Source organism: Polynucleobacter sp. AP-Latsch-80-C2, from assembly GCF_018882185.1.
Taxonomy (GTDB): Bacteria; Pseudomonadota; Gammaproteobacteria; order Burkholderiales; family Burkholderiaceae; genus Polynucleobacter.
Genome location: NZ_JACVOY010000007.1, coordinates 1 through 25,221, shown reverse-complemented (window position 1 = coordinate 25,221; position 25,221 = coordinate 1). Strand labels below are relative to the sequence as shown.

Annotated in this window: 27 protein-coding genes; 15 read left to right on the top strand and 12 right to left on the bottom strand. The window is 45.0% G+C overall.

Features of this window, described 5'->3' with window-relative positions; all coding sequences use genetic code 11:
* Window positions 1-16 precede the first annotated feature (16 nt).
* Complete coding sequence (locus tag ICN47_RS08715; protein ID WP_370626298.1) at window positions 17-766, bottom strand: VOC family protein; 750 nt, start codon at window positions 764-766, stop codon at window positions 17-19.
* A 65-nt stretch (window positions 767-831) separates the two neighbouring features.
* Between ICN47_RS08715 and ICN47_RS08710 the strand changes: the two genes are divergently transcribed.
* The 5 genes from ICN47_RS08710 to ICN47_RS08690 all read left to right on the top strand — a co-directional run bounded on the left by ICN47_RS08710 (window position 832) and on the right by ICN47_RS08690 (window position 6,280).
* The gene (locus tag ICN47_RS08710; RefSeq protein ID WP_216219546.1) at window positions 832-1,842 is read left to right on the top strand and encodes a tripartite tricarboxylate transporter substrate binding protein; all 1,011 of its coding nucleotides are present in this window, start codon (window positions 832-834) and stop codon (window positions 1,840-1,842) included.
* Between the two features lie 21 nt (window positions 1,843-1,863).
* Complete coding sequence (locus ICN47_RS08705) at window positions 1,864-3,513, top strand: gamma-glutamyltransferase family protein (RefSeq protein WP_216219545.1); 1,650 nt, start codon at window positions 1,864-1,866, stop codon at window positions 3,511-3,513.
* A 3-nt stretch (window positions 3,514-3,516) separates the two neighbouring features.
* A complete protein-coding gene (locus ICN47_RS08700; protein WP_216219544.1) occupies window positions 3,517-4,485 on the top strand; it encodes a tripartite tricarboxylate transporter substrate binding protein in 969 nt (322 codons plus the stop codon).
* Between the two features lie 88 nt (window positions 4,486-4,573).
* Window positions 4,574-5,443, top strand: coding sequence for a fumarylacetoacetate hydrolase family protein (locus ICN47_RS08695; RefSeq protein ID WP_216219543.1), 870 nt, complete (start codon window positions 4,574-4,576; stop codon window positions 5,441-5,443).
* A gap of 117 nt (window positions 5,444-5,560) precedes the next feature.
* The gene (locus tag ICN47_RS08690; RefSeq protein WP_216219648.1) at window positions 5,561-6,280 is read left to right on the top strand and encodes a fumarylacetoacetate hydrolase family protein; all 720 of its coding nucleotides are present in this window, start codon (window positions 5,561-5,563) and stop codon (window positions 6,278-6,280) included.
* Window positions 6,281-6,331: 51 nt separating this feature from the next.
* On the opposite strand, the gene ICN47_RS08685 is transcribed toward ICN47_RS08690, so the two are convergent.
* From ICN47_RS08685 to ICN47_RS08650, 8 genes are all read right to left on the bottom strand, one after another.
* On the bottom strand, window positions 6,332-6,721 hold the full coding sequence (locus tag ICN47_RS08685) for a cupin domain-containing protein (protein ID WP_216219542.1): 390 nt from the start codon (window positions 6,719-6,721) through the stop codon (window positions 6,332-6,334).
* A 21-nt stretch (window positions 6,722-6,742) separates the two neighbouring features.
* The gene (locus tag ICN47_RS08680; protein WP_216219541.1) at window positions 6,743-7,906 is read right to left on the bottom strand and encodes an acyl-CoA dehydrogenase family protein; all 1,164 of its coding nucleotides are present in this window, start codon (window positions 7,904-7,906) and stop codon (window positions 6,743-6,745) included.
* Window positions 7,903-9,093, bottom strand: coding sequence for a CaiB/BaiF CoA-transferase family protein (locus ICN47_RS08675; RefSeq protein WP_216219540.1), 1,191 nt, complete (start codon window positions 9,091-9,093; stop codon window positions 7,903-7,905). Before ICN47_RS08675 ends, ICN47_RS08680 begins: the two co-directional genes overlap by 4 nt.
* A gap of 23 nt (window positions 9,094-9,116) precedes the next feature.
* Window positions 9,117-10,082: a tripartite tricarboxylate transporter substrate binding protein gene (locus ICN47_RS08670; RefSeq protein WP_216219539.1), complete on the bottom strand. Its 966-nt coding sequence runs from the start codon at window positions 10,080-10,082 to the stop codon at window positions 9,117-9,119.
* Window positions 10,075-11,010, bottom strand: coding sequence for a hydroxymethylglutaryl-CoA lyase (locus ICN47_RS08665; protein ID WP_216219538.1), 936 nt, complete (start codon window positions 11,008-11,010; stop codon window positions 10,075-10,077). The genes ICN47_RS08670 and ICN47_RS08665 overlap by 8 nt, the downstream gene beginning before the upstream one ends.
* The gene (locus ICN47_RS08660) at window positions 11,007-11,786 is read right to left on the bottom strand and encodes an enoyl-CoA hydratase/isomerase family protein (RefSeq protein ID WP_216219537.1); all 780 of its coding nucleotides are present in this window, start codon (window positions 11,784-11,786) and stop codon (window positions 11,007-11,009) included. The genes ICN47_RS08665 and ICN47_RS08660 overlap by 4 nt, the downstream gene beginning before the upstream one ends.
* Before the next feature lie 103 nt (window positions 11,787-11,889).
* Window positions 11,890-12,594 carry an extracellular solute-binding protein gene (locus tag ICN47_RS08655; RefSeq protein ID WP_216219536.1) on the bottom strand — a complete coding sequence of 235 codons (705 nt, stop codon included), beginning with the start codon at window positions 12,592-12,594 and terminating at the stop codon, window positions 11,890-11,892.
* A 60-nt stretch (window positions 12,595-12,654) separates the two neighbouring features.
* Window positions 12,655-13,749 (bottom strand): hypothetical protein, encoded by a 1,095-nt coding sequence (locus ICN47_RS08650; RefSeq protein WP_216219535.1) that lies wholly within the window; start codon window positions 13,747-13,749, stop codon window positions 12,655-12,657.
* 181 nt (window positions 13,750-13,930) lie between these two features.
* On the opposite strand from ICN47_RS08650, the gene ICN47_RS08645 reads away from it, so the two are divergent.
* From ICN47_RS08645 to ICN47_RS08635, 3 genes are all read left to right on the top strand, one after another.
* Window positions 13,931-15,007, top strand: coding sequence for an esterase (locus tag ICN47_RS08645; protein WP_216219534.1), 1,077 nt, complete (start codon window positions 13,931-13,933; stop codon window positions 15,005-15,007).
* A gap of 132 nt (window positions 15,008-15,139) precedes the next feature.
* On the top strand, window positions 15,140-15,946 hold the full coding sequence (locus tag ICN47_RS08640) for a hypothetical protein (protein WP_216219533.1): 807 nt from the start codon (window positions 15,140-15,142) through the stop codon (window positions 15,944-15,946).
* A gap of 84 nt (window positions 15,947-16,030) precedes the next feature.
* Complete coding sequence (locus ICN47_RS08635) at window positions 16,031-16,582, top strand: phasin family protein (RefSeq protein WP_216219532.1); 552 nt, start codon at window positions 16,031-16,033, stop codon at window positions 16,580-16,582.
* Here the strand turns inward: ICN47_RS08635 and ICN47_RS08630 are convergent.
* Entirely contained in the window at window positions 16,579-17,478 is a 900-nt protein-coding gene (locus tag ICN47_RS08630) for a histone deacetylase (protein ID WP_216219531.1), read from the bottom strand. The two genes, ICN47_RS08635 and ICN47_RS08630, sit on opposite strands and share 4 nt — an antisense overlap.
* Complete coding sequence (locus tag ICN47_RS08625; RefSeq protein ID WP_216219530.1) at window positions 17,475-17,849, bottom strand: DUF2237 family protein; 375 nt, start codon at window positions 17,847-17,849, stop codon at window positions 17,475-17,477. Before ICN47_RS08625 ends, ICN47_RS08630 begins: the two co-directional genes overlap by 4 nt.
* A gap of 107 nt (window positions 17,850-17,956) precedes the next feature.
* Here ICN47_RS08625 and ICN47_RS08620 point away from each other — a divergent pair, with 107 nt between their 5' ends.
* The 5 genes from ICN47_RS08620 (at window position 17,957) to ICN47_RS08600 (ending at window position 21,577) form a co-directional block, all read left to right on the top strand.
* A complete protein-coding gene (locus ICN47_RS08620; protein ID WP_255538978.1) occupies window positions 17,957-18,502 on the top strand; it encodes a chalcone isomerase family protein in 546 nt (181 codons plus the stop codon).
* 4 nt (window positions 18,503-18,506) lie between these two features.
* Complete coding sequence (locus tag ICN47_RS08615; RefSeq protein WP_216219529.1) at window positions 18,507-19,052, top strand: DUF3833 domain-containing protein; 546 nt, start codon at window positions 18,507-18,509, stop codon at window positions 19,050-19,052.
* Window positions 19,053-19,158: 106 nt separating this feature from the next.
* Window positions 19,159-20,139 carry a zinc-binding dehydrogenase gene (locus ICN47_RS08610; RefSeq protein WP_216219528.1) on the top strand — a complete coding sequence of 327 codons (981 nt, stop codon included), beginning with the start codon at window positions 19,159-19,161 and terminating at the stop codon, window positions 20,137-20,139.
* A gap of 78 nt (window positions 20,140-20,217) precedes the next feature.
* Window positions 20,218-20,625 (top strand): carboxypeptidase-like regulatory domain-containing protein, encoded by a 408-nt coding sequence (locus tag ICN47_RS08605; RefSeq protein WP_216219527.1) that lies wholly within the window; start codon window positions 20,218-20,220, stop codon window positions 20,623-20,625.
* Window positions 20,626-20,719: 94 nt separating this feature from the next.
* Complete coding sequence (locus ICN47_RS08600) at window positions 20,720-21,577, top strand: metal-dependent hydrolase (RefSeq protein ID WP_216219526.1); 858 nt, start codon at window positions 20,720-20,722, stop codon at window positions 21,575-21,577.
* 75 nt (window positions 21,578-21,652) lie between these two features.
* Here the strand turns inward: ICN47_RS08600 and araD are convergent, their stop codons facing one another.
* On the bottom strand, window positions 21,653-23,392 hold the full coding sequence (gene araD / locus ICN47_RS08595; RefSeq protein WP_216219525.1) for an L-arabinonate dehydratase: 1,740 nt from the start codon (window positions 23,390-23,392) through the stop codon (window positions 21,653-21,655).
* A 144-nt stretch (window positions 23,393-23,536) separates the two neighbouring features.
* Between araD and ICN47_RS08590 the strand changes: the two genes are divergently transcribed.
* Window positions 23,537-24,556, top strand: a complete 1,020-nt coding sequence (locus ICN47_RS08590; RefSeq protein WP_216219524.1) for a tripartite tricarboxylate transporter substrate binding protein — start codon at window positions 23,537-23,539, stop codon at window positions 24,554-24,556.
* Between the two features lie 100 nt (window positions 24,557-24,656).
* Entirely contained in the window at window positions 24,657-25,079 is a 423-nt protein-coding gene (locus tag ICN47_RS08585) for a MarR family winged helix-turn-helix transcriptional regulator (RefSeq protein WP_216219523.1), read from the top strand.
* The last annotated feature ends 142 nt before the right edge of the window (window positions 25,080-25,221 follow it).

Below are 25,221 nucleotides of genomic sequence, written 5' to 3'. Positions count from 1 at the left end.
TTTCACAGGTAAGCCCCTAGAAATGGGTAAGAAAATGTTGATCGATAATGAAGTCTACAGGATCTGCTTGGCCTTTCTGAAGGAGCGCGCTCACTAGATAGCTTCCTTCAGAAGTATTTTGAATTTGTATGCAGAGTTCAATGTTTGGCAAGATGATGCGCGTGGAATCTTTACTTTCGACGCAATGATTTATATCGAGATTTAAGAGTTTCATAAAACTGGCCGCCGTTTTTTGAATATCAGAGCTTGCGATATTGATCTGTTTTAACGAGTCCACTGCATTTGCATGCGTGAGCCATAGCTTTTGCCATACATACTCTGGAGTGAGGTGTTCGCAAAAGTAGATCCGTAGTCCGGGAATCGGCTGCTCTGCAAATCGCACTGTTTTGAATTCGACGAGTACCGTATTTCCCATAAATTCACCTTCACGGGATAGGTCTTGTACAGGATTGACAGCAAACCCGGATGCTTTTAATTGCTCATAGCAAGCCTGCGCATCAGTCGTTCTAAACACTAGTGCATCCAAATCTATAGCTTGATTGGCAATTTCAGCTCTTTGAACTTGCTTGCCTTTTTCCCAGCCTAATAATTCAAGATAGCTAGAGTCCAGCATGATGAGTCGATTGCTGGATCCAAGGTTATGGTGAGCAAGAGGGGTAAGGTGAAATCCCTCGCCCTGAAAAAGGGCGCCAAGCTCATCCAGCCTATCTCTTCCCATAATCACTAGGTGATCAAATAGGTATTCTTTGGGGCGGGCTGAGCTCACGGAAGATGAAATAGGTATATCAAAAAATTATCATATACGATATTGGAAAAGCTAATGGAGACAACATGAAATTTCTGAAAATTCGACTATCTATATCCAGGATTGCCTTGTTGGCGACCTATTGTTTTCTTGGGATATTGGGAGCGCATGCTCAAGGTATTAAAGATTACCCCAATAAATCCATCACGATGATTGTTCCCTTTCCACCTGGAGGGGCAACTGATTCGCTATCTAGAATTTTTGCGCAAAAACTGTCGAGTAATTTAGGTCAATCCGTCATTGTGGAAAATCATCCTGGCGCTGGCGGCACGATCGGTGCTGCACTAGCTTCACGCGCATTGCCCGACGGCTACACATTACTATTTACAACTAGTAGCACCCATTCTGTTGCACCCAGTTTTCCCAGAAAACTGCCCTATGATTCGGTGACAGATTTCACTCCGATTGGTGGGGTAGCCGTTAATCCAGCGATCTTAACGGTGACTAAAACTTTGCCAATTAAAACGGTAAAGGACTTGGTGCTCTATGCCAAAGCCCATCCTGGGCAGTTGAACTATGCCTCTAGCGGTGTTGGTACGGTTATCCAATTAAATGCTGAGGCTATTAAAGCGCAGGCTGGAATAGACATGACCCATGTTCCTTATAAAGGTTCTGCATTAGCAATGCCCGATCTGGTTTCTGGAAAGGTGCATGTGTTATTTGACTCTATTGTCTCTAGTCTTCAGCCAGTCAAGGATGGCAAGATGACCGCTTTGGCAGTCGGTGGTTCCAAGCGGTCTGCACAGTTGCCGGATGTTCCAACGGTAGCAGAGGCTGGCAAAGAATTTGGTCTAGGTCAGTTTGAGTCTACAACTTGGTTTGGCTTATATGGGCCTAAAAATATGTCACCTGAGTTGGTAGCAAAATTGAATGCTGCAGTCAATAAAGTCATTGAATCTCCCGATGTGATTGAGCGTTTTGCCCAACTTGGATCTGATCCAACACCTGGGACTCCCGAAAAATTTTCTGCCATGGTTGCAAGAGAGCGGGCGCGTTGGACAGCCCTCATTAAACAAGCGCAGATTAATCCTGACTAAAAGAAAAACAGAAAAGTATCTATGAAATTTAATTGGAACAATCCTTACCCTACGATTCGTGTACCAGTGATGGGGCGCAATGTTGTATCGACATCCCATCCGTTTGCCGCACAAGCTGGCCTAAAAATTATTCAACAAGGTGGCAATGCCATTGATGCAGCGATTGCAGCTGCTGCAGCCTTAATGATTGTTGAGCCTGTATCGAATGGACTGGGGAGTGATTGTTTTGCCATTGTTTGGGATGGTAAAGAATTGCATGGCTTAAATTCTTCAGGGGTTGCGCCACAGGCTTGGAATCCCGAGTACTTTTCTAAAAAATATGGCACCGATGCAAATGGTTTGGCTGATAGACCTAAACGTGGCTGGGATTCTGTAACGGTCCCTGGGGCCTTAGCTGGTTGGGAAGAGCTACATCGGCGCTTCGGTTCATTGCCGCTAGGTGATTTATTGCAGCCAGCGATTGAGATCGCCGAAAGAGGCTATGCGATGGCGCCAGTGGTTGCCCATAAATGGGCTGCTGCTATACCTGAGTTACGTGATCAACCAGGATTTGCTCAGGCATTTATGCCTCACGGGCGCGCTCCCGAAATTGGCGAGATCTTTCGTTTTGAGGCTGCCGCGAAGACCTTTAAGAAAATAGCGAAGTCAGGTATTCGTGAATTTTATGAAGGGGAGATTGCGCAATCGATTGCCAGTTATGCCAATAGTAATGGCGGCGCAATGACACTCGGTGATCTCGCTGCTTATCGCCCTGACTGGGTTGGAACCATCAAGCAAGATATTAAAGCTGCGGATGGAAAAACCTACTCAATGCATGAGATTCCACCAAATGGTCAAGGTATAGGCGCTCTGATTGCTCTAGGAATTTTGCAGAACTTTGATCTCGCGAGTTTGCCCTTAGATGGGGTGCAGAGTCAGCACCTGCAAATCGAAGCCATGAAATTGGCATTTGCAGATGTTTATAAATATGTGGCTGATCCGCGTTCAATGGAAGTAATTCCTGAGCAGATGCTCGATCCAGATTATCTTGCGCAGCGCGCAAAACTCATTAATCCCAATAAGGCAACCCATTTTAATTTTGGCTTACCGCAATCGGGTGGAACTATTTACTTATCTGCAACAGATGAGCAAGGCCGCATGATTTCCTTTATCCAAAGTAATTACATGGGATTTGGTTCAGGAGTGGTTGTTCCGGATTGGGGTGTGAGTTTACAAAATAGAGGATTTGGATTCTCAATGGATCCTCAGTCCGCTAACGTCGTTGCAGGTGGTAAGCGCCCATTTCACACGATTATTCCAGCCTTTTTGACACGTCAAGAAGGCGATATAAACGTACCACAAATGAGTTTTGGTGTGATGGGTGGCGATATGCAACCTCAAGGCCATCTACAAACGGTTTTGCGCATGCTGTCATATCGTCAGCAACCACAAGCTGCTTGTGATGCGCCGCGCTGGAAAGTAAATCGCGACTTCAGTCTTGATGTCGAAGCGAATATGAATGCTGACACCGTTCAAGGATTGTCAGACTTAGGTCATACCTTGAAAAAGATTGACGATCCTTACATGGATTTTGGCGCAGGCCAATTCATCTGGAGGTTGTCAGACGATATTGAGGATGGGTATATTGCTGCAAGCGATCCACGTCGCGATGGTCAGGCGGCTGTGTATTAATCTATGCGCCGTATCCGCTTTTTCATTTTTTGCTTAGTTTTATTACCGGGCTTAGTCATTGCCCAAACCATATTTCCTGATAGACCCGTCAAAATCATTGTTCCATACACGGCATCTGGTGTAGCGGATTTGATAGCCCGCGAGCTTGCAACTCGCTTAAGCAATAAGTGGAATCAACCGGTGGTGGTTGAAAATCGCGCGGGAGCAGGCGCAACCTTGGGAATGGATTATGTTGCGAAGTCAGAGGCTAACGGCTACACCTTGGCATTCTCGGCTGTTAGTCCTATTACTCTAAGCCCCTTAGTGATATCAGTTCCCTATGACCCACTCAAAGATTTTGTCGCTGTTGCTGAAGTAATGTACTCACCGGTATATTTTCTAGCCACGCCAAAGCTGGGTGTAAAAAGTTTTGAAGAGGTGATCACGGCGATTAAGGTAAAGCCGGGCTCAATTTCGATAGCAAGCTCAGGGTATGGAACTGTAGGACACCTTATGGTGGAGCAGCTCCAAAAGAAATCAGGCGGGAAATTTACCCACATTCCCTACAAGGGAAGTGGCGGACAGGTATTAACCGATGCCATGGGCGGTCAATTCGACATTCTCTTAATCAATCCCACGGCCAATGTTAATAATTTGATAGAGCAACAAAAGTTCCGGGTATTGGCAGTGAGTGCTCCCCAGCGCATGGCTTCGCAATCGCAGACTAAAACCTTGCAGGAATTTGGTTATCCAGAGGCTAACTTGGTTTCTTTGTTTGGCTTTTTTGCCCCCAAACGCACCCCAGACGACATTGTTATCAAGCTCAATACCCAAATCAATCAAGTCTTGAGTGACCTGTCCGTACAAGAGGGTATCAGGAAGTCTCAAAATGTCCCCGTTATTGGCACGCCAGGTGAATTTTCTAGAAAGATTCAAAGGGATTACTTGGAAAATGCAAAGATCGTCAAAGAAGCCAATATTACCGCTGAATAAGTGATGCATTCAGGCTTGTGTCCTGCAAAGAGTTGTTTAAACTGCTCAGATAATCGTAGTAACTAAATAAAAATACATTTGGAGATATATGCGACTGTTTAGCTATCGAAATAAAAATAATGAAAAAGGGATCGGCGTTCTTTGTGCGAAGGATTCACAGCAGTTTGTGGATTTGTGCGCCACGGATTCCAGTATTCCCAATACGCTCTTAGGCCTCATTGAGCTTGATGCCAGCATGTCTAAGGCAAAACAAGCTCTCAATAACCCTAAAGCAGTTATTAAAAATGTAGCCAATATTCAGTTTGATACTTTAATTGATCGCCCTGGAAAAATTGTCTGCATGGGCCTGAACTATGCTGACCATGCAAAAGAGGGTGGTAATGCAAGACCAGAGTACCCCAGCTTTTTTATGAGAGGACCAAGTTCTTTAGCCGCACATATGTCTCCGCTCATTCGTCCAAAGGTTTCGGATAAGTTGGACTACGAGGCTGAGCTCGCATTTGTAGTGGGTAAAAGAGGTCGCAATCTCACCAAAGAAAATGCCTTGGAATGCTTGGCTGGATACAGCGTCTTTAATGATGGCAGTATTCGGGACTATCAACGTAAAACAACTCAATGGACGATTGGTAAAAACTTTGATCAGATAGGTGGATTTGGGCCTTGGCTTGTGACCCCTGATGAGTTACCCGTAGGCGCGCATGGCTTGCAAATTCAGTCACGCTTAAATGGCAATGTGATGCAAAACGCAAATACTAAAGATTTCTTATGGGGGATTGTTGAAACCATTGTGCTGATTACGGAGTGCATGACTCTAGAGCCTGGCGATGTTGTTATTACCGGAACTCCTGCCGGTGTGGGATATGCCAGAACACCGCCAGTCTTTATGAAGCCAGGTGATATTTGCGAAATTGAAGTTGAAGGTGTTGGTATTCTGAAAAACACTATTCAGGACGAATAAAAAATATCGATTGATTGACAGCAATCCATAGGAGTGATGATGAAAGACAATAAAAATGTAAACCGCCGCGATGCCATTAAGCTTGGTCTCGGCGCCACTATATTAGGTGCCGCGGGCATGAGCCAGGCGCATGAGAAGGTGATGAAAACGCCATTCCCACTAGAGCAGGTCTTCATACCGATTGCTGGCAGCGATCAAGAGTTTCCGGTGCGTCGCATCTATTGCATTGGACGCAACTATGCTGCTCATGCGAGAGAGATGGGATCGGATCCAACCCGTGAGCCACCATTCTTCTTTCAAAAACCAACGGATGCCATTCAGTTTGTAGCGCCTAACAAGCTGGTAGATCATCCTTATCCAAGCTTAACCAAGAATTACCATTACGAAGTGGAATTGGTAGCAGCTCTGAATAAGGGTGGCAAGAATATTCCCGTGGATAAGGCCTTGGATCTGGTTTATGGATATGCCTTGGGCCTTGATATGACCCGCAGGGATTTACAGCGTTTTATGGGCGATCAAAAGAAGCCTTGGGAGATCGGTAAATCATTTGATCACTCTGCTCCTATTGGTCCTATCTTTTTGGTTGGCAAGACAGGGCACTTTACTCAGGGCAATATTGAGCTCTCCGTTAATGGTGTTGTTAAGCAAAAAGCAGATTTAAGCCAAATGATTTGGTCTGTTGCTGAGCAAATCTCTAAGCTCTCTGAAGCCAATGAATTATTCCCTGGCGATATTATTTATTCTGGAACTCCGGAGAATGTTGGTCCGGTAGTTAAGGGTGATGTCATCCGCTGCCAAATCAATGGACTGCCTGATCTATCCATCAAGATCGTTTAATGTATTAGCGGGCCCTAGAGGCCCGCTAATTTCATTCCAATAGAGGATCGATTAAGGCCGAATAACTCTAGCTGGATTCTCTTCGTAGGGCGGAGAGTAGATCACTAGAAGTTTCACAGGTTCATCACTAATCACGGTAAAAACGTGCATTGCATCCGCTGGAAAAAAGCAAGCATCTCCGGGTCCCATTTCGCAGACTTCACCATTCACCTCTGCTCTGGCTCGACCTTCTAGCATGTAGCAGACCTGTTCAATCCCTGGGTGGGCATGAGGTAGGGCGCCTTTACCTTTTTCAATCGTGCCATGAAGCACTTCAAGCTGTTTAGCGCCAACAGTCTCAGTGCCAATGATGCGGCGGTTGACTGTGCCAAGGTGATTAGCTGGATGGTAGCCTTCGACTTCACCTGCTTTAACAAAGTAACGGGATTTGATAGCGCTCATAACTTCACTCTCTAAATTAAATTAATAGGATTTTGGCAGGCCCAATACTTTCTCTGCAATAAAGCAAAGAATGAGTTGTGGACTTACAGGGGCAAGACGTGGAATCCAGGATTCGCGTAGATAACGTTCTACGTGATATTCCTTTGCATAGCCCATGCCACCATGCGTCAGGATGGCGTTCTCACAGGCATGAAAGCATGCTTCTGCAGCAAGATACTTTGCAGCGTTGGCTTCCGCCGCACATGATGCTTTTTCATCATACAAACTGGCTGCTTTAAATACCATCAGGTTGGCAGCCTCTAGTTCCATCCAAGATTTTGCTAGTGGATGTTGGATCCCTTGGTTCTGACCAATAGGCCTGTCAAACACAATCCGCTCCTTGGCGTAGAGTGCCCCTCTGGCTAGTGCTATCTGTCCAAGACCAATAGCTTCTGCTGCAATCAAAATGCGCTCTGGATTGAGGCCATGCAGGATATACGAAAAGCCTTTACCTTCTTCGCCAATCAGATCTTGCATAGGAATCTTGAGTTTATCGATAAAGACCTCATTGGAGTCTACGCACTTACGCCCCATTTTTTCAATTTCTCGAACTTCAATACAGGCACGATCCAGGTCGGTGTAAAACAATGACAAACCTTCAGTGCCCTTCGCATCTTCAATAGGGGTAGTGCGAGCCAATAATAAAATTTTGTTCGCTACTTGGGCAGTAGAGATCCAGATCTTTTGACCACTTACGATGTAATGATCCCCTTGCTTTTCCGCTTTAGTAGAGAGCTTCAGGGTATTGAGACCGGCATTAGGCTCTGTGACGCCAAAGCAGGCGCGATCTTTACCGGCTATTAGAGGAGGGAGCCAACGCTTCTTTTGCTCATCAGACCCAAAGACCACCACTGGGTGCAAGCCAAAAATATTCATATGGACAGCGGAAGCGCCAGATAAGCCTGCACCACTTCCAGAGATAGTACGCATCATCAAAGCTGCTTCAGTAATGCCTAGGCCTGCACCACCATATTCCGTTGGCATAGCTATACCCAACCATCCTGCATCAGCCAGTGCTTTATGAAAGTCAAATGGAAAATTGCCCAGCTGATCTTTTTTAAGCCAATACTCGGCATCAAATGGTTTGCAGAGTTTTTCTATTGCGTCTTGAATCTGTAATTGCTCTGGCGTGAATTGGAAGTTCATTTTTTAGTGCCTGTGCGAATTAATGTCTCGATAGCATCTTCCGCATAGCCAAGCCCTCTCAAAATCTCAGCGGTATGTTGTCCAAGTGCAGGTGCTGGACTTAAATCTTCCTTGGCTGGCGTTTCTGACCAAGATACTGGACTTTTCATCACCCGAATTTGACCTTCGCTCGGATGATTCTCGGTATATATAAAGGATTTACTTTTAAGATGCTCGTCATTAATCAGATCATCAATCGAATTCATGGATTGATTGGGCAAATCAAATTGATCTAGAAGCTTGTGCCATTGCGCAGTAGTCTTAGTCCTCATAATGGACTCAACCTCTTGATATACCTGGTCAATATTATTGGCGCGATTGACGTGAGTGCAAAAGATTTCTTCTTTGAGGCGCTCCGGTTGACCAATCGCTTCAAAGAAGCTTTTCCAATGTTTATCGTTGTAGATCAAAATAGAGATGTAGCCATCTTGAGTAGCGTAGGGTTTGCGAGAAGGCGACAGAAGGCGTGCGTATCCCGACTTGCCAATCGGCGGAATAAAGGATTCGCCACCAAGATGATCGCCCAAAATAAACTGAGTAATGGATTCAAACATGGGAACAATGATGTGCTGCCCCTTTCCTGTTTTTTCTCGGGCATATAGAGCTGAGGTCACTGCATACACGGAGTGAAGTCCAGTGACTCTATCACCCAAGGTAGTTGGTGCATAACGTGGCTCATGAATTCCATACTGCTGCATGAGCCAAGGTACGCCAGCAGCCCCCTGAATCAAATCATCGTAAGCTGGTTTATCTGCATAAGGGCCATCTAAGCCAAAGCCTGAGCAAGAGACATAAATGATCTTATCGTTTACCTTTTTCAAGTCCTCATAGCCTAAGCCAAGTCTATCTAGCGCTTGAGGTCTGATATTGGAGATAAAAACATCGACTGTTTTGGCAATATCAACCGCTGCTTGTTTTGAGGCGGGATCTTTTAAGTCCAAAACAATACTTTTTTTACCGCGGTTTGCCTGTAAAAAGATGTGACCCATCTTAGGGTTTCGCATAGGGCCTACATCACGCATATTGTCTCCATCAGGAGTTTCAATTTTGATGATTTCAGCGCCCATGGATGCCAAAATTTGGGTCGCAAATGGACCGAGGATTACTGCAGTTAAGTCTAAGACGCGAACGCCTGCTAATGGGCCCATCACATTCCTTAATGAATCACTAATTAATTGAGTTCAGATTTAATGCCTGATTGAATTATCAACTTGCCCCAGTAAGCCATTTGATCGCTGACATACTGAGCAAAATCTTGGGGATTTTTAGATGGCCAAACCACAAAGCCTAATTGCGCTAGCTTGGCCTGTACTTCTTTATCTTTCACTGCTTCCTGAATGGCCGCATTGATCTTATCAACAATTGGCTTAGGCAAGTTTGCTGGACCAAAGACGCCATTCCAGGAGACAAGATCAAAGCCTTGAATGGTTTTAGCAATCGGTGGCACATTGGGAAGTTGGGCATAAGGACGATTACCGGTTAAACCAATCGCACGAACCTTGCCTGCTTTAATCATCGCCATTCCAGAGCCAGTATCAGCGACATAGACTTGGATTTGATTGCCAATGAGATCTGTTAGCGCTTGTGGGCTCGATTTATATGGAATTTGTGTCATGCTCGTTTTGGTTAAGTGCATGATGGTTTCTGTGGTGACCAATGAAGTGCTATTGGGAGTGCCATAGGAGAGCTTGCCCGGATTTGCTTTGGCATAGTCAATCAACTCTTGCACAGTCTTTACAGGTAGGTCGTTATTCACAGTAAGCACAAATGGCAATTCACCAACGCGGGCAATGGGTGTGAAGTCTTTAATAGGATCGTATTTGAGATTCTGAAATAACCAAGGATTTGCTGAGTGCGAAGTATTGGTAGTCATCAGTAGGGTGTAACCATCAGGTTTAGCTGAGGCAACCAGTTGGGCGCCAATTTGAGCGCTGGCCCCAGGTTTGTTATCAACAATGACTGGTTGACCTAAGATAGAGCCCATTTTTGTCGCCATGATGCGGGCGACTCCATCGGTACCGCTGCCTGGAGCAAATGGAACTACTAGGGTGATATTAGAAGATGGATAGCTTTGGGCGGCACAATTCAATGAGCTTGCTGCCAGAGTTAGTGCGAGTAGTTTGAGTAATTTATGCATCTTGGTCTCCGATTAATTGTTTTGCGGTAATGGCTCGTCCAACGCGTGAAGCATTGTTTTTGCTAGTCGCTTTTGTAATGTATTGGCCTATTTTGACAGCAGCATCAAAGTTAATACCAGTTTCTATTCCTAGGCCTTTGAGCATATATAAAACATCTTCAGTGGCAACATTACCAGTCGCCCCTTTGGCGTAGGGGCAGCCGCCTAGGCCGGCGATAGAGGAATGAAAAATACTGACCCCTATTTCCATAGCGGCATAGATATTGGCAAGGGATTGCCCATAGGTGTCATGAAAATGGCCAGAAAATTGATGGCTTGGAGCAAAGGCAAAGATCGTTTCAAAGACCGACTGAATTTGACCTGGCGTTGCAACGCCAATGGTGTCGGCAATATCAATCTCATCGCAACCTAAGTCCATCATGCGCTTCACCACTTCTGCAACATGGGCTGGCTCTACAGTGCCTTGATAAGGGCAGCCAAAGGAGCATGAAATACTGCCGCGAATACGAATACCGTCTTGCTTGGCTGCTTTGGCAACTGGTATAAAACGTTCAACAGATTCCGCAATACTGCAGTTGATATTCTTTTGAGCAAATGCTTCAGAAGCTGCAGAGAAGATGACAATCTCATCCGCTTTAGCTGCCAGAGCTCCCTCGTAGCCTCTTAAGTTTGGCGTAAGCACAGAATAAATAGTGCCAGGCCTTCTGGTGATAGCCGCCATCACTTCATCGCTGCCTGCCATCTGCGGAATCCACTTTGGTGAAACAAAGGACGCTGCTTCAATATTTGGAAATCCTGCATTGGATAGTTGATTGATGAGCTCTACTTTGACATCAATAGGTACAAATTCTTTTTCATTTTGCAGTCCATCTCTAGGTCCTACTTCAACAATTTTGACTTTCTTTGGCAGACTAGAGGATGTCTTCATTTGCTTTTCTCAAGAAAGGCTTTCATGCGTGACTGTGCTTCATCGCTGGTACGGATGGTGGCAATGCGCTCTACCGTATCCTCTAGTAGGTCTGGAGTAATGGCTTGTTGAGAGATATCGCGAACAATTTTTTTGCAGGCCATGACCGCCATGGGACCATTACTCATTATGGCTTGGCAGACTTCATCGACTTTGCTATCGAGTGCATCAGGATCTACTAATTCATGAACAAATCCCATTTCTTTGCCATGGGCGGCAGTAAATACTTCAGCCGTTACAAAATATCGACGTGAGGCTTGCTCACCCAGCGCTCTAATAACATAAGGCGCAATCGTTGCTGGTAGTAAACCCAATTTGGCTTCAGAGATGCAGAAGCGAACTTGATTAGAGGCGATCAAAATATCGCAAACAGATGCTAGACCTACACCGCCTGCATAAGCATCACCCTGTACCTTGGCAATTACTGGTTTTGGGCAGGAATAGATGGTGTTAAGCATTAAAGCCATCTTTCGAGAATCAGCGATGTTTTCAGCTTTGGTGAAGTTGGCCATGCTCTTCATCCAATTTAAGTCCGCCCCTGCACAAAAACTTTTGCCATTAGCCTGGAGCACAATCACTCGACAATCATCTGCGCTACCGAGTTTCGCAAAAACGTCTTGGAGTTCGCCGATCAAGCCTTCGTTAAAGGCATTGCGTACTTCGGGACGGTTCAGGGTGACATACACAATGCCATCGCCATGAACGGTTAAGTATTGATAAGCAGCCGGTTGAGTCATAGCCAATTTCGGTCTCCAGTTTCTATATTTTTCTTTAATTTACTGGAAACTGGAGTTAGGGGTGGGAAATGGGGGGTGAACCCCCAGAGAAGCGGGTTCCTGCTTACTTGGAGACTAAGTCCATCCCCCTATTTTTGATGGGATCAATCGCCTTAGCCGAGCTTAAGTACTGAATCAGTTTTTGCGCTGATTCTCGTTGTGTAGAGCCAGCAACAATCGCAGCCGAAAAAGTCTGAATCAATTGAAGTTCATTTGGAATGCGACCCACATAGTCAACCCCTGCCACATTCACAATTTCGCTGCTAGGTTGAATCGTAACATTCACCTCTTTTGCAGCCAGAAGTGTTGTAGCTTGACTACCACGCTCTGTCACTGTGACGGTAATTTGATCGGCAAGTCCCAGACTTGGAAATAATTCTTTTGTGAGATAGATCCCGCTAGTGCTGCCGGGAACCACGATGCGCTTCGCTTTTATTAAAGCCTCTTTAAATGCTTGAGTAGTGCTTAGGTCGGGTTTAGGAGTGCCAGCGGGAACGCCTAGTCCTAAAGGTGCCATGGCCAAATCTACATCGCTACCTGGAATAATTTTTCCTGCAGCCATGAGTTCAGTCAGCCCTTCGCGAGAAAGAATCACGACATCTGCAGTCATGCCACTTCCCAGTTGAGCCTTAATCGTTTTTGGGCCAGAACCCTGTGAGGCTCCAGATTTGGTGGTGACCGTGATCCCCGTCATCTTTTGAAATTCAGGAAGCATTGCATTGTAGGGGCCATTAAATCCCCCGGAGATCATGACTTCAAGTTGTGCCATAGTGCTTGTGCTAATGAGAAAAGGGATTAAAAAACCGAGAAAAAATTTCAAGCTGGATTCTTATTTATTTTGCTTGATAAATTTCTGAGCGCGTTTACCAGTATCCACTTCCGTTGTATAGACACTGCCGTCAGAATCTACCGCAATGTTATGAACCCAGTGGAACTCACCAGCATTGCGCCCACTGCGACCAAATGAACCAAGCTTCTGACCATTCTCTCGCAGCACTACGGTGACCTCATTATTGGTGCCATCAGCAATGAGAAGATATTTTTGGCTTGCATCCGATGGAATTAAATCCCAAACTGAGCCGGAGCCTTTGGTATCCGTTTCGTAAGACATCTCGCGAATAAATTTACCGCTTTTTTCAAATACCTGAATGCGATTATTGGCGCGATCACAAACAAATAGAGTGTTGTCCTTCATTAAGCGCGCGCAGTGCACGGGATTGGCAAAGTGAGGTGAGCTAGGGTTAAAGTTGGCCGCCTTCTCATCGCTTGGAGGATTGCCATAGGCACCCCAGTGCCGCTTATAAGCGCCTGTATTGGAATCAAATACAGCTATCCGCTTATTAAGGTAGCCATCAGCAACATAAATTTCATTGGCAACAGGATCAACGTTCATGTGTGCAGGGCGCCCCAGTTGTACGGTGCTATTGCTGCCCTGGCTTTCGCCCGGAGAGCCAATTTGCAGGAGGAATTTTCCATCTTGGGTGAATTTCAAAATCATATGGTCGGTAGCGGCATTCCCGCCGATCCAAACATATCCATTGGGGTCTATATAAATGCCATGCTCATTTTTGGGCCAGTCGTAGCCGTTGCCTGGGCCTCCCCATGCTTGTAAAAGATTGCCTTTTTTATCAAACTCCAGCACTGGTGGGGCAGGAATGCAGCATTTTGATCGTTTTGGATTTAGTGTTGCGCCTTTTTCATCCCCTGTAATTGTTAGCGGACGATGAATGACCCAAATGTGATCATTTTTATCAGTAGCAACGCCGGATACCTGTCCCAAAATCCAATTATTTGGAAGTGACTTGGGCCAAGAGGCATCGACTTTATATTGAGGCACTTTGCTCGTGCTTGCGTTTTGCGCAAATACACTTGTACTGACAACTATGTAGATAGCGAGCAATACAACCCGAATAATAGTATTCATCTTGATCTCCATTTTTATTTTTTATAAATCTTCTGATGGCTGAAGATTAGCGCAAAACGAATGGCAAAAACACTAATTTCGGGTAATCCCTTAAGCTGGGTGGTACTGCGAATTTAATAACCCCATGCTATGCTCAATCCGCAGTATCTAAAACAAGAAATAAAAAATTGACGGAGACAGAATGAAAGTAATTACTATGGCTCGCTTGGCTGGATTCACTTCATCCATCTTGGTGCTGTTGACATCTGCTGCAATTGCGCAGACTAGCCCACTTAATCTCAAGGTCACTTCCTTGGGAGACAAGGTGCTCAATGGTCCACTCGTGATAGAAAAGCAAGGAAGCTTTTTTGTTGGCGGTCAAGATATTGAGTCCAGCACTTTATCTACGCTTCCTGCATACGCGCAATCTGGCACGATTACCGTTGACCAAATGTATGCGCGTTATCAAACACCAGTAAAAGCCAAGAACACCTCGATTGTCATGATTCATGGCTGCTGTTTAACAGGTAAGACTTGGGAGTCCACGCCAGATGGACGCATGGGTTGGGATGAGTACTTCGTAAAACGTGGTTATCCAACCTATGTCATTGATCAGTCTGGCAGAGGTCGCTCAGCAGTCAATGCAACTGCGTTGAACGCCGCCAAGATGGGTAAAGAAGCCCCTGAGAAATTGCCGGTTGTATTTGCCGCAAGTCATGAATCTGCCTGGCAAATCTTTCGCTTTGGTAGCGAGTATCCAAAAGTTTACGATGGGCAGAAATTTCCCATCGCTGCGCAAAACGGTTTATGGCAGCAAATGGTTTCCGATTGGTTGTTTTCAATGCCTACTCCAAACCCTACTGTTCCAAATTTATCTCAGCTATCGAAGCAGCTAAAGAAAACGGTTCTTATTAGCCACTCTCAGTCTGGTATTTATCCATTCCAGACTGCACAACTGAGCAATGAAGGGATTGCTGGAATTATTGCGGTAGAGCCTTCAGCTTGTCCTGATGCTAATAGCGATATGACACCCTATACCAAGATGCCAATCATGGTGATGTACGGCGACTACATGGAGATTTCTCCACGATGGGCACCTAGGTTAAAAGCTTGTCGTGCTTTTGTTGAAAAAGCCAATCAAGCAGGCGGCAAGGTTGAGCTCCTTTTGTTGCCAGAAGTTGGCATCATGGGCAACTCTCACATGATCATGCAAGATAGCAATAGTATTCAGATTGCTGATATCTTGGGCTCATGGATTGAGCAGCGCATTAAAAACTAAGCTATCTGAAGTCTGATTGATTTAAAAGCCACCCTCGGGTGGCTTTTTTTATTCCCTCTTTTGCTATTTGCTGTAATTGGTTAATATGATTAAATTCGTATTTAAATTTTTTCACCCCAAGAGATTATTCCAATGTTAGTCAGCGAATCATTCCGCCTTTATCTCATGACCACTGGCTTATTGCTTTGGTTTTTACTGGCCATCATGCTTGTGATGGTGGAGGTTGGTTGGAGGGTTGGGGCTTACTTTTCCAGTAAATATGGGGTTAAAAAAATTGATGCAAGCGATACTTTTTTAGCTTCCATCTTTGGATTATTGGCTTTATTAATAGCCCTAACTTTTTCCGGTGCTTCGGATCGTTTTGATAAAAGGCGCGATCTCATTGTGCAAGAGGTGAGTGCTATTGGAACCGCCTATCAATCGGTTGATCTTTTAGCAAAAAAGGATCAACCTCAAATTAGAGAGATTTTCAAAAGGTATGTTGATTCTCGAATTAACTTATACAAAAGTAATGACACTCTGATCGAGATACATTTAGAAAAAAAAGTTGAAGCACATAACGCCATTGGAGATGAGATCTGGAAAGCGGTTGTTCGCGCTGTTGAAGATACTGCTTATCCTCAAAAATTAGTTGCCGCTCAGATCTTGCCGCAATTGTCTGAAATGTTTACTGCCTCAGAGAATCAACGTCTAACAAGCAAATTTCATCCGCCTCCAATCATCATTCGGGCACTCGCAGGCCTCGCTTTTATTGGCTCTTTGATTGCGGGGTACAACATGGGCATTGAGAAAAGCAGGGATTGGTTGTTGACAATTATTTTTGTCTTATTAATGTCCGGGACGATCTACGTCATCATGGGGCTGGAGTACCCTCGGCTTGGAAAAGATAAGTTAGAAAACTTTGATGTGGAATTGGTTGTCCTCAGAAAATCCCTTTAAATTTCCTTTTCTACTGGTATTTCTCTATAGCAAGCGTCTATAACGAGAGTAGATTGGTGATTATGTTCATCAATAGGGGGCGTTATGAGTAAAAATCCGTTTGAGCTTAATGGCATGCCGGGGCAGGAAAAGGTCATGCAAGCAACAAAAGATGCCAGCGCTGTGGCAATGGAGAGTGCGCAAGCGATTAATCTCATTAACCAACAAGCTGCTCAAGAATTGGCTACACGCATACAGAAGCGCGTGGCTGAGCTCATGAAAACACAGGATCCAAAAAGCGCATTTGATTATGTGCATGCAGAGGTATTGCAGGATGCCGCTAAGGAAGTGACCGCCTATCAGCAAAAGCTCATGAAAGTTCTCAATCAAAGCAATAAAGAGCTTGCTGAAATTGCAGAGTCCATGATTGAAGAATCAAAAGTGGATCTCATTCACTTTGTAAATGACGCTACTAATAATGCACCTATGGGTAGCGAGGCTTATGTTTCTGTATTTAAAACCTCATTCAATACCGCCCTACAAAATTTTGAACTCATTCGTGCCGCAATGGCGGATTCATTCTCCAATTTTGAAAAGAGTGTAGAAAACGTGACCAATCTCGCTTCAAGCCAGGCCACAGGTAAAAAGAAGTCCTAGTAAGTTTTTTGAAATAGCAGTGCGGTCATGATGGTTTGAAAATGGATATCCACGGTGGATTCAATTTCTTTACCATAGCCGCCTGCCATTGAGATCGCCACGGGTAGGTTTCTAGTTTGGGCAAACTCAAATACAAGCGCATCTCGCATGCGCAAACCTTCTTTGCTAATATTCAGGCGCCCTAGACGATCGCCTTCATGCGGGTCAGCTCCCGCTAAGTAGATAATAAAGTCCGCTGTAAATCTGGACTCCAGTTGATTTAGGCAATTCCCTAGTTCTTGTAAATATTGCGAGTCATCACATCCATCGGGTAAGCCAAGATCAAGATCGCTTGTTTCTTTCTTAAAAGGGAAGTTATTTTCACCATGCATAGAGAGAGTAAATATCGATGCATCATGCTGGAGTACGGAAGCAGTGCCATTGCCTTGATGAACATCTAAATCAATAATGGCAATCTTAAGCTTAGGATGAAGTTCTTTTTGGAGTGTGCGAGCCGCGATTGCGGAATCATTAAAGACACAGAACCCACTACCAGCATCTCGGTAGGCATGGTGAGTGCCGCCGGCGAGGTTTACTGCTATTCCTTCGGTTAAGGCTGTTTTACAAGCTGCTACGGTAGCCCCTGCAGATCTGCGGGAGCGCTCAACCATTTTTTCACTCCAAGGAAAGCCAATTTCTCCTTGTTCGCTTGGGCTGAGTTTTCCCTCCATGATCTTGATGAGATATAGAGGATCATGGGCATACAGAATCTGGGTATCGTTCGCTGCTGGAGCTTCAATTAATTCAATTGAATCCTCTTTGCTAACCAAGTCTCTTAGTCTGGAATACTTTTCCATGGGAAAGCGATGCCCTGCAGGTAGGGGCAAAACAAAATGATCGGTATAAAAGGCTTTCAATCTTGACTGGAGTATTGCTCAAGAATATTGAGCGGAACAAGCTCGAGGGCTTTGATATTGGTACTTTCAAGTTTAATCATGGGTGCACAGTTTTTTTGAGCCGCTTCAATCCAGCGATTAAGGCAAAGACACCATTGATCGCCAGCAACTAGGCCTGGGAATTGGTATTCTGGTCTAGGGGTGATGAGGTCATTCCCTTTTGCCATGCTAAATTGCAAAAACTCATCGCTGACGATGGCGCAAACCAGATGGCTGCCAATATCCTCATCATTGGTTTTACAGCAGCCATCACGAAAATAGCCTGTCAGGGGCTCAAAAGAGCAGGGAACCAAAGGTTGCCCTAAAACGTTTAACGCTACATCCTTTTGCATAAAAAACTTTCTTCAAGAGTGATCCTGCCAGTTTATTGAATAAGGCTTAAACTTGCTTAAGGCTAGGTTATTAACAAGCCTCTGCCGCGATCACTGCAGGACTGACGATGAAATATTTCCTTGTAACCCTTTGTTCTTTTGCTTGCTTGTTAAGTGCAGCTAGTCTTGCGCGAGAACCAATTCATATTGAGTCTATATTAAGCCCAGCAAAACTTCAGGGTAGTGGTAAGTTAACGTGGTGGGGGCTAGATGTGTATGATGCTGCTCTTTATCGCGCCGGTAATTTAAGCTCCCCAGAATTTGCCTTAGATTTGCGCTATCAAAAATCATTTACTGGCCTATCTATTGCCAATAGAACCACTGAAGAAATGAAAAAAATGGGTGTGCCTGAAATGCAGGCAGTACTGTGGGGCCGAGAGTTAGCGAGTTTCTTGCCTAATGTTGAATCTGGGCAAACCTTGACTGCGATCTATAGCCCTAAGCAAGGAACCTTGTTTTACTATGATGGAAAACAGATTGCCCAAGTTAAAGGGGCTGATTTTTCAAAAGCATTTTTTGGTATTTGGTTTGACTCTAAGACGAGTGCACCAAAGCTGCGTTCTGAATTACTTGGGCAAAATTGTCCGCCCCCACTTATAAGTGAAGGTTGTTAAAAAGATGAGATACATATTAAATTCCATAGCCCTTCTTTGTATTGGCTTGATATTAAGCGCTTGTGCGGGCCAGAAAATTTCTCAATATGCCAATGAGAAACCTACTTTAGACCTCAGTGAATATTTTTCAGGAACAATTGATGCCTATGGAATATTTACTGACCGTAGTGGTGAGGTGAAGAAACGCTTCACAGTTTTGATTCAAGCAAACTGGTCAATGGTTGACGGTAAAAAAACAGGCATCTTAGATGAAAGCTTTGAATACTCTGATGGCACTAAGCAAAAACGTATTTGGAGGCTTACAGAAGTATCTCCCGGTAAATATTTGGGTAGAGCTGATGATGTTGTAGGGGATGCTCAGGGTGAGGCTGCAGGTAATGCCCTCAATTGGGCATACACCTTGGCCTTACCGGTTGATGGCACAGTCTATAACGTGCAATTTGATGATTGGATGTATCTGGTCAATTCTAAGGTCATGCTCAATAAGGCCAAGATGAGTAAGTTCGGCATTGAGTTGGGTGAGGTCACCCTGAGCTTTTATAAGCGTTAAACGGAAGTTGGCAATTTGTGTCACACTTTCTGGTGTGGGGTCGTTCAGCCCTTTTTTGGGTATCTGAACTGCGATTATTCTCTAATAAAAATAGATAAGGTGACATGTGACAACAGCTCGAGTCGTTAGTCTTGCAGAACTTGGTAGTGCAGACGTAATTAAATTAATCGATAAAGAATTGCCAGCACCCGCCAAAGGCGAAGTGCAAATTCGTCAAACTGCCATTGGATTTAATTTCATTGACGTATACCAGCGCTCTGGCGTTTATCCACTAGAAATGCCAACTGGCCTTGGCCATGAAGCCGTAGGTGTGGTTGAGGCTTTGGGTGATGGCGTTTCCGGACTTAAGTTAGGTGATCGCGTAATGTATATGAATGCCGGTATTGGTGCGTATGCTAGTGCACGAAATGTACCCGCTGATAAGTTAGTTCCTGTGCCTGACAATGTTTCTGATGAAGTTGCAGCAGCGGTTTTCTTTAAGGCAATGACGGCTCAATATCTCGTGCAAAAAACTTACAAAGTAAAAGCCGGTGATGTGGTTCTGATTCATGCAGCCGCAGGCGGTGTTGGTCAAATTTTGGCAGGTTGGGCAAAGGCCTTAGGCGCTTTTGTAGTGGGTACCGTTGGCTCGCAGGCTAAAGTTGCTGCAGCCAAAGCGGCGGGATGTGATGCGGTGGTTGATTATTCGAAGCCAAACTGGGTAGAAGAAGTGCTTAAAGCTACTGGTGGCAGAAAAGCCAATGTGGTTTATGACTCTGTCGCAAAAGAAACTTTCTTAGGTTCCTTAGATTGCACAGCACCCTTTGGAACGGTTGCGTTATTTGGTGCCGCATCTGGACCGGCTCCAGAGATTCAGCCTGAAATCTTGAATAAGAAGGGTTGTTTGTTTTTAACCAGACCTTCTATATTTCCACACAACGCTACCCCAGCACTCTTGCAAGAGAATGCCCGCGCAGTGTTTGATGCGATTTCAAAGGGATATGTCAAAGTGCAGATAGGGGCTAAGTTTCCTTTGGAGCAGGCTGCTGATGCCCATCGTGCTGCTGAAGGTAGAAAGGTATCTGGCGCTATTGTCATGATCCCATAAGCTATACGGCAGTAGGCAAAGAGAGGCCCCGTGTATGCGGGGCTTTTTTATTACTTACTCTGGATGTAATATGGAAGGATGAAAACACTTCTCAAATCTATTGCGCTTACAGCCTGCCTTTTAACCACTATTGTTTGGGCGCAAATTCCTGATACGCAACGTTCCCTGGGGATTTCTTATATCAGTGGCGGCGTGGGTGAAGGGGAATCAACCGCAATTTTGGCTGAAGCCAAGCAGTGGCCTTTATTGCTTGAGTTATCTCAGCTTGAGAATGGTAGAGGCGTTTGGATTTTTGGTAGCCAAATCAAGATTACAAACTCTAAGGGTGCTGTGATTTTTGATGCAAAGGCAGATGGTCCATACATGCTTGTCAATCTAGATGCTGGTGATTACGTCATTCAGGCTAGCTATCAAGGTGTTGAGCAAAAAAGAGCTATCTCCATCAAAGCTGCCCAGCCTCAAAAGATTTCGATCTTCTGGAAATAATCTAGTTTTATTGGTGCGCTGCCACATCAGCGCAGACTATCTTTCTAAGCTATAGTTTTAGGAAATCTATAACAACGGCTTGGGAGATCATCATATGGGCATTTATTTAATTAAAAATTTAGCGGCTGCAGCGATTGCATCGGCATGCTTATTGGGCGCCTCTTTTGGCATTCAGGCGCAAACGCAGACATCTAGTGGCGCTCAAGGCAAAACAGAGGTTCTTTGGCTGGGGCAGGCGGGCTTTCGAATCAAGACTCCCAACGGGAAAGTAATTTTGATTGACCCTTGGATTACTGGTGGTCCTAAGACTCCTCCAATGTATAAATCAGATCTCTCGGCTATCGGACCAGTTGATTTGCTGTTGGTAACCCACGCACACGTAGACCATATTGGTGACGCACCTGCACTGGCGAAAATGAATAGCACTAAGCTGTACGGTCCGGCAGACATGATCACGCCGCTCATTACTTTGGGCGCTTTGCCTGCAGAGCTCAGTCATCGCTTTAATAAGACTGGCCGCGTAACACCTTTGCCAGGAGTCAAAGTGACTGCAGTACAGGCGGAACACTCTTCGTTGTTGGTTTGGAAAAATCCAGCGACCGAGAAATTAGAGTCTCATCCTGCTGGTGAGGCCATGGGATATATCATTGAACTCGAGAACGGTTTCAAGATATGGCATATGGGTGATACAGGATTATTTGGCGATATGAAATTTATCAGCGAGCATTACAAGCCAGATTTAGTGATGGTGCCGATTGGAGGTAATTTCACAATGGCACCAGATGATGCTGCGTTTGCATTGCGCACTTGGATTAACCCAAAGATGGTTATTCCTATGCATTACAACTCCAACCCTCTAGCCAGCGGTACTGTGGCAGAATTTCAAGAGGCCATGAAGGGAAGCAAAATTAAGATAGTACCGATGACTGAAGGTCAAACCGTACAGTTCTAATGTCTATAAAAATAAAAGCCCCTGAATTACTTCAGGGGCTTTTTTATTCAGGTCTAACTAGATATTGCTTTGAGTTTAATAAATATCTGGCTCTGGTACTGGAGCGCCAAAGCTGGTCTCTAAGAAATCAAAATCGCAACCATCTTCAGCTTGAAGTATGTGACGACTAAACATCCAACCATAGCCCCGCTCATATTTAGGTTCAGGTGCCACCCACTTTGCTTTTCTGGCGGCCAGCTCTTCATCGCTAATTTCGAGCTGAATTTTTCTAGCATCCACATCTACAGTGATAAGGTCACCGGTTTTCACGAGTGCTAGTGGACCGCCAATATACGATTCTGGTGAGGCATGCAGAATGCAGGCGCCATAACTAGTGCCACTCATGCGAGCATCCGAGAGGCGCAACATATCTCTTACCCCTTGCTTTACAAGCTTCACGGGAATGGGGAGCATACCCCATTCAGGCATACCAGGACCACCTTTGGGTCCAGCGTTTCTCAGAACCAAAATATGATTTTCCGTGACATCTAAATTCTCATCTTCAATCGCTTTTTTCATTTCGGGATAGCTATCAAAAACCAATGCTGGCCCAGTATGCTTTAAGAATTTTTCAGCACAGGCGCTAGGCTTGATCACTGCTCCACCAGGGGCAATATTGCCACGCAAGACTGCGAGAGCCCCTTCTTTGTAAATTGGGTTATCCAAGGAGCGAATGACATCGGCGTTATAGACTTCCGCATTCTGAATATTTTCACCAATAGTCTTGCCGGTCACCGTCATGGCAGTGTGATCAAGATGATGTTTCATTTCTTTGAGCATTGCTGGCATTCCACCGGCGTAATAAAAATCCTCCATCAGATATTTATCGCCACTAGGTCTGATATTGGCAATCACGGGAACTTTTCTGCTGGCAGTATCAAAGTCATCCAGTGTTACCGTGCAATCTTTTCCTGCGCGACGTGACATAGCAATTAGATGAATGATGGCATTGGTGCTACAGCCCATAGCCATTGCAGCTGCAATGGCATTTAAGAAATTGGTTTTGCTTAAAATGCATACTGGGGTTAAATCCTCCCAAACCATCTCCACAATTCTTCTGCCGCAAGCTGCTGCCATGCGTGGGTGGCTTGCGTCTGGAGCGGGAATACTAGAAGCGCCTGGCAAACTCAAGCCCAATGCTTCAGTGATCCCCATCATGGTTGCTGCAGTACCCATGGTCATACAAGTACCGTGACTACGTGCAATACCGCCTTCGACTTCTAGCCATTGGGCTTCGGAGATATTGCCGGCGCGGCGCTCATCCCAATATTTCCAGGCATCTGATCCGGACCCTAAGATTTGCCCTTTCCAATTACCTCGGAGCATTGGTCCGGCAGGAAGATAAATAAACGGGAGTCCTGCGGAGAGTGCACCCATGACTAAGCCTGGGGTAGTTTTATCGCAGCCACCCATTAATACCGCTCCATCAACTGGATGAGAGCGTATGAGTTCTTCAGTTTCCATGGCCAACATATTGCGATAAAGCATGGTGGTCGGTTTGACATATTGCTCCGCCAAGGAAATGGCTGGTAACTCGATTGGGAAACCGCCCGCTTGCAAGATGCCACGCTTGACATCTTCAACACGTTGCTTGAAATGGGTATGACAAGGGTTAATATCAGACCAAGTATTGACGATTGCAATGACAGGTTTTCCCGACCAGTCCTCAGGACCATATCCCATTTGCATGGCGCGTGAGCGATGTCCAAATGAGCGCAAATCATCTGGCTCAAACCAGCGTGCACTACGGAGGGATTCTTTAGTCTTTTTTGGCATAAGAGTCTGGGTTTAGGTTTGCAAGCTTCCTATATTAGTGCCTGCTTGGGGTAAAGGGTATATCAGTACTTGTTTTCTGGAGGCCGCTTATTTAATCTTGTGTCTGGAGACTATTGCTGTACATAAATTCATAAGGATCATTCAATGACCAAGCGTTCTTTTATTGCCCGAGTGTTGTTTGTCTGTGGCCTCTTAAGTACATGCTGCATCCCAGCAATTGCCCAGTCGGACTACCCTAATAAGCCTGTCAAAATTATTGTGCCATTCCCACCCGGAGGCACGACAGACATCATGGCCAGAATTTCTGCGGAACAATTGACAAAGATTTTCAAACAGGCCTTTGTCATTGAAAACATCTCAGGCGGGGGAGGGGTCATCGGTGCCGAGAGGGGTGCTAATGCAGCACCTGATGGATACACCTTGGTAATGACAGGCGTTGGTCAAAATGCTGTGGCGCATGGTCTAGATCCAAATGTCAAATACGATTCATTAAAGGATTTCGTCCATATTTCATTGATTGATTTAGGTCCCAATGTGTTGGTGGTCAATCCCGATCGCCCATTTAAAACCTTGAAAGATATTGTGGATTACGCCAGAGCCAATCCTGGCAAGCTCGATTATGGCTACACCTACGCCTCTTCTGGGCACATGGCAATGGAGTTGCTAAGACAGGCAACTTCAACTTGTGCTGATGTGAAGAAAAAACTCAACTGCAATCCTTTGCCATTAGTCGGTATTCCGTATCGCGGGGGCGGCCCTTTAATGAACGCGATATTAGCTAATGAGATTCCGATTGAGTTCATCAATCAAGATGCAGCACTGCCTTATGTTCAAGCTGGAAAATTACGACCTATAGCAGTGAGTAGTTTGCAACGTAATCCTTTGTATCCCAATGTGCCAACCGTTGCAGAGAGTGGTTATCCAGGATTCCAGGCATTATCTTGGGCCGGCATTAGTGCACCTAAGGGCACACCGAAGCCAGTAATCGATAAGCTGGAGGCAGCCATGGTTCAGGCCTTGCAAACGCCTGAGGTAAAACAACGGTTGGAGTCGGTGGGCTTTGTAGTGCCAACGCCGGGTTCAGCCGCTTATGTCAGTTTTTTAAAGTCTGAGCTGGACCAGTGGGTCACGTTGATCAAAAAATCTGGGATCAAACCAGAGTAGTAAGTAACTGATTTAAATAAGTATTTTATTTTATGAAGAAGTGGCTTGCAATTAGTCCGTATTAGTACTATATTAGTTCTAACTAGTACATTAAAGAACCATGAACGCATTCCTACCCACCCTAAGAGAGCTGGCTCTCACCTATCAGGCGTTTGAACGTTATTCGGCGCCGGATATGAAATCAATGGGACTGACTACTACCCAGTTTGATGTGATTGCCACGCTGGGTAATCAGCCTCCTATGACATGTAAGGAATTGGGCGAGAAAACACTGGTGACTAAAGGAACATTAACCGGTGTGTTGGAACGCCTACAGACTAAAGGCATTCTTGAGCGTAGGATTAATTGCGAAGATGCGCGCTGTCAAATGATTGCCTTAACCAAAGAAGGGCAGAAATTATTTGAGACTATTTTTCCAAAACATCTTTTGCATTTAGAAAAAGCGTTTGGAAAGTTGAGTACTGAGCAGTTAGCAGGAATCAATCAGTCTTTAGTGGTACTAAAAAACATTTTTACAAATTAACAATTAATTAAATTTGGTGGATTCAACTACGAAGTGCAACTTTGAACAACTAGTTAAGGAGGCTAAGGATGTTTTAGTATCCAAAGCTTCTAGACCTGCAAGTCAAAGTAGCCATGACCTATCAACACCTTAGCCAAACTGA

What these genes read in the sequence shown, in the direction of transcription:
- ICN47_RS08600 (WP_216219526.1), top strand. Translation starts at nt 20,720, where the DNA reads ATGGGCATTTATTTAATTAAAAATTTAGCGGCTGCAGCGATTGCATCG.
- ICN47_RS08650 (WP_216219535.1), bottom strand. Translation starts at nt 13,749, where the DNA reads ATGAATACTATTATTCGGGTTGTATTGCTCGCTATCTACATAGTTGTC.
- ICN47_RS08685 (WP_216219542.1), bottom strand. Translation starts at nt 6,721, where the DNA reads ATGAGCGCTATCAAATCCCGTTACTTTGTTAAAGCAGGTGAAGTCGAA.
- ICN47_RS08605 (WP_216219527.1), top strand. Translation starts at nt 20,218, where the DNA reads ATGAAAACACTTCTCAAATCTATTGCGCTTACAGCCTGCCTTTTAACC.
- ICN47_RS08640 (WP_216219533.1), top strand. Translation starts at nt 15,140, where the DNA reads ATGTTAGTCAGCGAATCATTCCGCCTTTATCTCATGACCACTGGCTTA.
- ICN47_RS08700 (WP_216219544.1), top strand. Translation starts at nt 3,517, where the DNA reads ATGCGCCGTATCCGCTTTTTCATTTTTTGCTTAGTTTTATTACCGGGC.
- ICN47_RS08675 (WP_216219540.1), bottom strand. Translation starts at nt 9,093, where the DNA reads ATGGGCCCATTAGCAGGCGTTCGCGTCTTAGACTTAACTGCAGTAATC.
- ICN47_RS08690 (WP_216219648.1), top strand. Translation starts at nt 5,561, where the DNA reads ATGAGCCAGGCGCATGAGAAGGTGATGAAAACGCCATTCCCACTAGAG.
- ICN47_RS08635 (WP_216219532.1), top strand. Translation starts at nt 16,031, where the DNA reads ATGAGTAAAAATCCGTTTGAGCTTAATGGCATGCCGGGGCAGGAAAAG.
- araD (WP_216219525.1), bottom strand. Translation starts at nt 23,392, where the DNA reads ATGCCAAAAAAGACTAAAGAATCCCTCCGTAGTGCACGCTGGTTTGAG.
- ICN47_RS08710 (WP_216219546.1), top strand. Translation starts at nt 832, where the DNA reads ATGAAATTTCTGAAAATTCGACTATCTATATCCAGGATTGCCTTGTTG.
- ICN47_RS08665 (WP_216219538.1), bottom strand. Translation starts at nt 11,010, where the DNA reads ATGAAGACATCCTCTAGTCTGCCAAAGAAAGTCAAAATTGTTGAAGTA.
- ICN47_RS08625 (WP_216219530.1), bottom strand. Translation starts at nt 17,849, where the DNA reads ATGCAAAAGGATGTAGCGTTAAACGTTTTAGGGCAACCTTTGGTTCCC.
- ICN47_RS08655 (WP_216219536.1), bottom strand. Translation starts at nt 12,594, where the DNA reads ATGGCACAACTTGAAGTCATGATCTCCGGGGGATTTAATGGCCCCTAC.
- ICN47_RS08645 (WP_216219534.1), top strand. Translation starts at nt 13,931, where the DNA reads ATGAAAGTAATTACTATGGCTCGCTTGGCTGGATTCACTTCATCCATC.
- ICN47_RS08615 (WP_216219529.1), top strand. Translation starts at nt 18,507, where the DNA reads ATGAGATACATATTAAATTCCATAGCCCTTCTTTGTATTGGCTTGATA.
- ICN47_RS08585 (WP_216219523.1), top strand. Translation starts at nt 24,657, where the DNA reads ATGAACGCATTCCTACCCACCCTAAGAGAGCTGGCTCTCACCTATCAG.
- ICN47_RS08660 (WP_216219537.1), bottom strand. Translation starts at nt 11,786, where the DNA reads ATGACTCAACCGGCTGCTTATCAATACTTAACCGTTCATGGCGATGGC.
- ICN47_RS08680 (WP_216219541.1), bottom strand. Translation starts at nt 7,906, where the DNA reads ATGAACTTCCAATTCACGCCAGAGCAATTACAGATTCAAGACGCAATA.
- ICN47_RS08670 (WP_216219539.1), bottom strand. Translation starts at nt 10,082, where the DNA reads ATGCATAAATTACTCAAACTACTCGCACTAACTCTGGCAGCAAGCTCA.
- ICN47_RS08620 (WP_255538978.1), top strand. Translation starts at nt 17,957, where the DNA reads ATGAAATATTTCCTTGTAACCCTTTGTTCTTTTGCTTGCTTGTTAAGT.
- ICN47_RS08695 (WP_216219543.1), top strand. Translation starts at nt 4,574, where the DNA reads ATGCGACTGTTTAGCTATCGAAATAAAAATAATGAAAAAGGGATCGGC.
- ICN47_RS08590 (WP_216219524.1), top strand. Translation starts at nt 23,537, where the DNA reads ATGACCAAGCGTTCTTTTATTGCCCGAGTGTTGTTTGTCTGTGGCCTC.
- ICN47_RS08705 (WP_216219545.1), top strand. Translation starts at nt 1,864, where the DNA reads ATGAAATTTAATTGGAACAATCCTTACCCTACGATTCGTGTACCAGTG.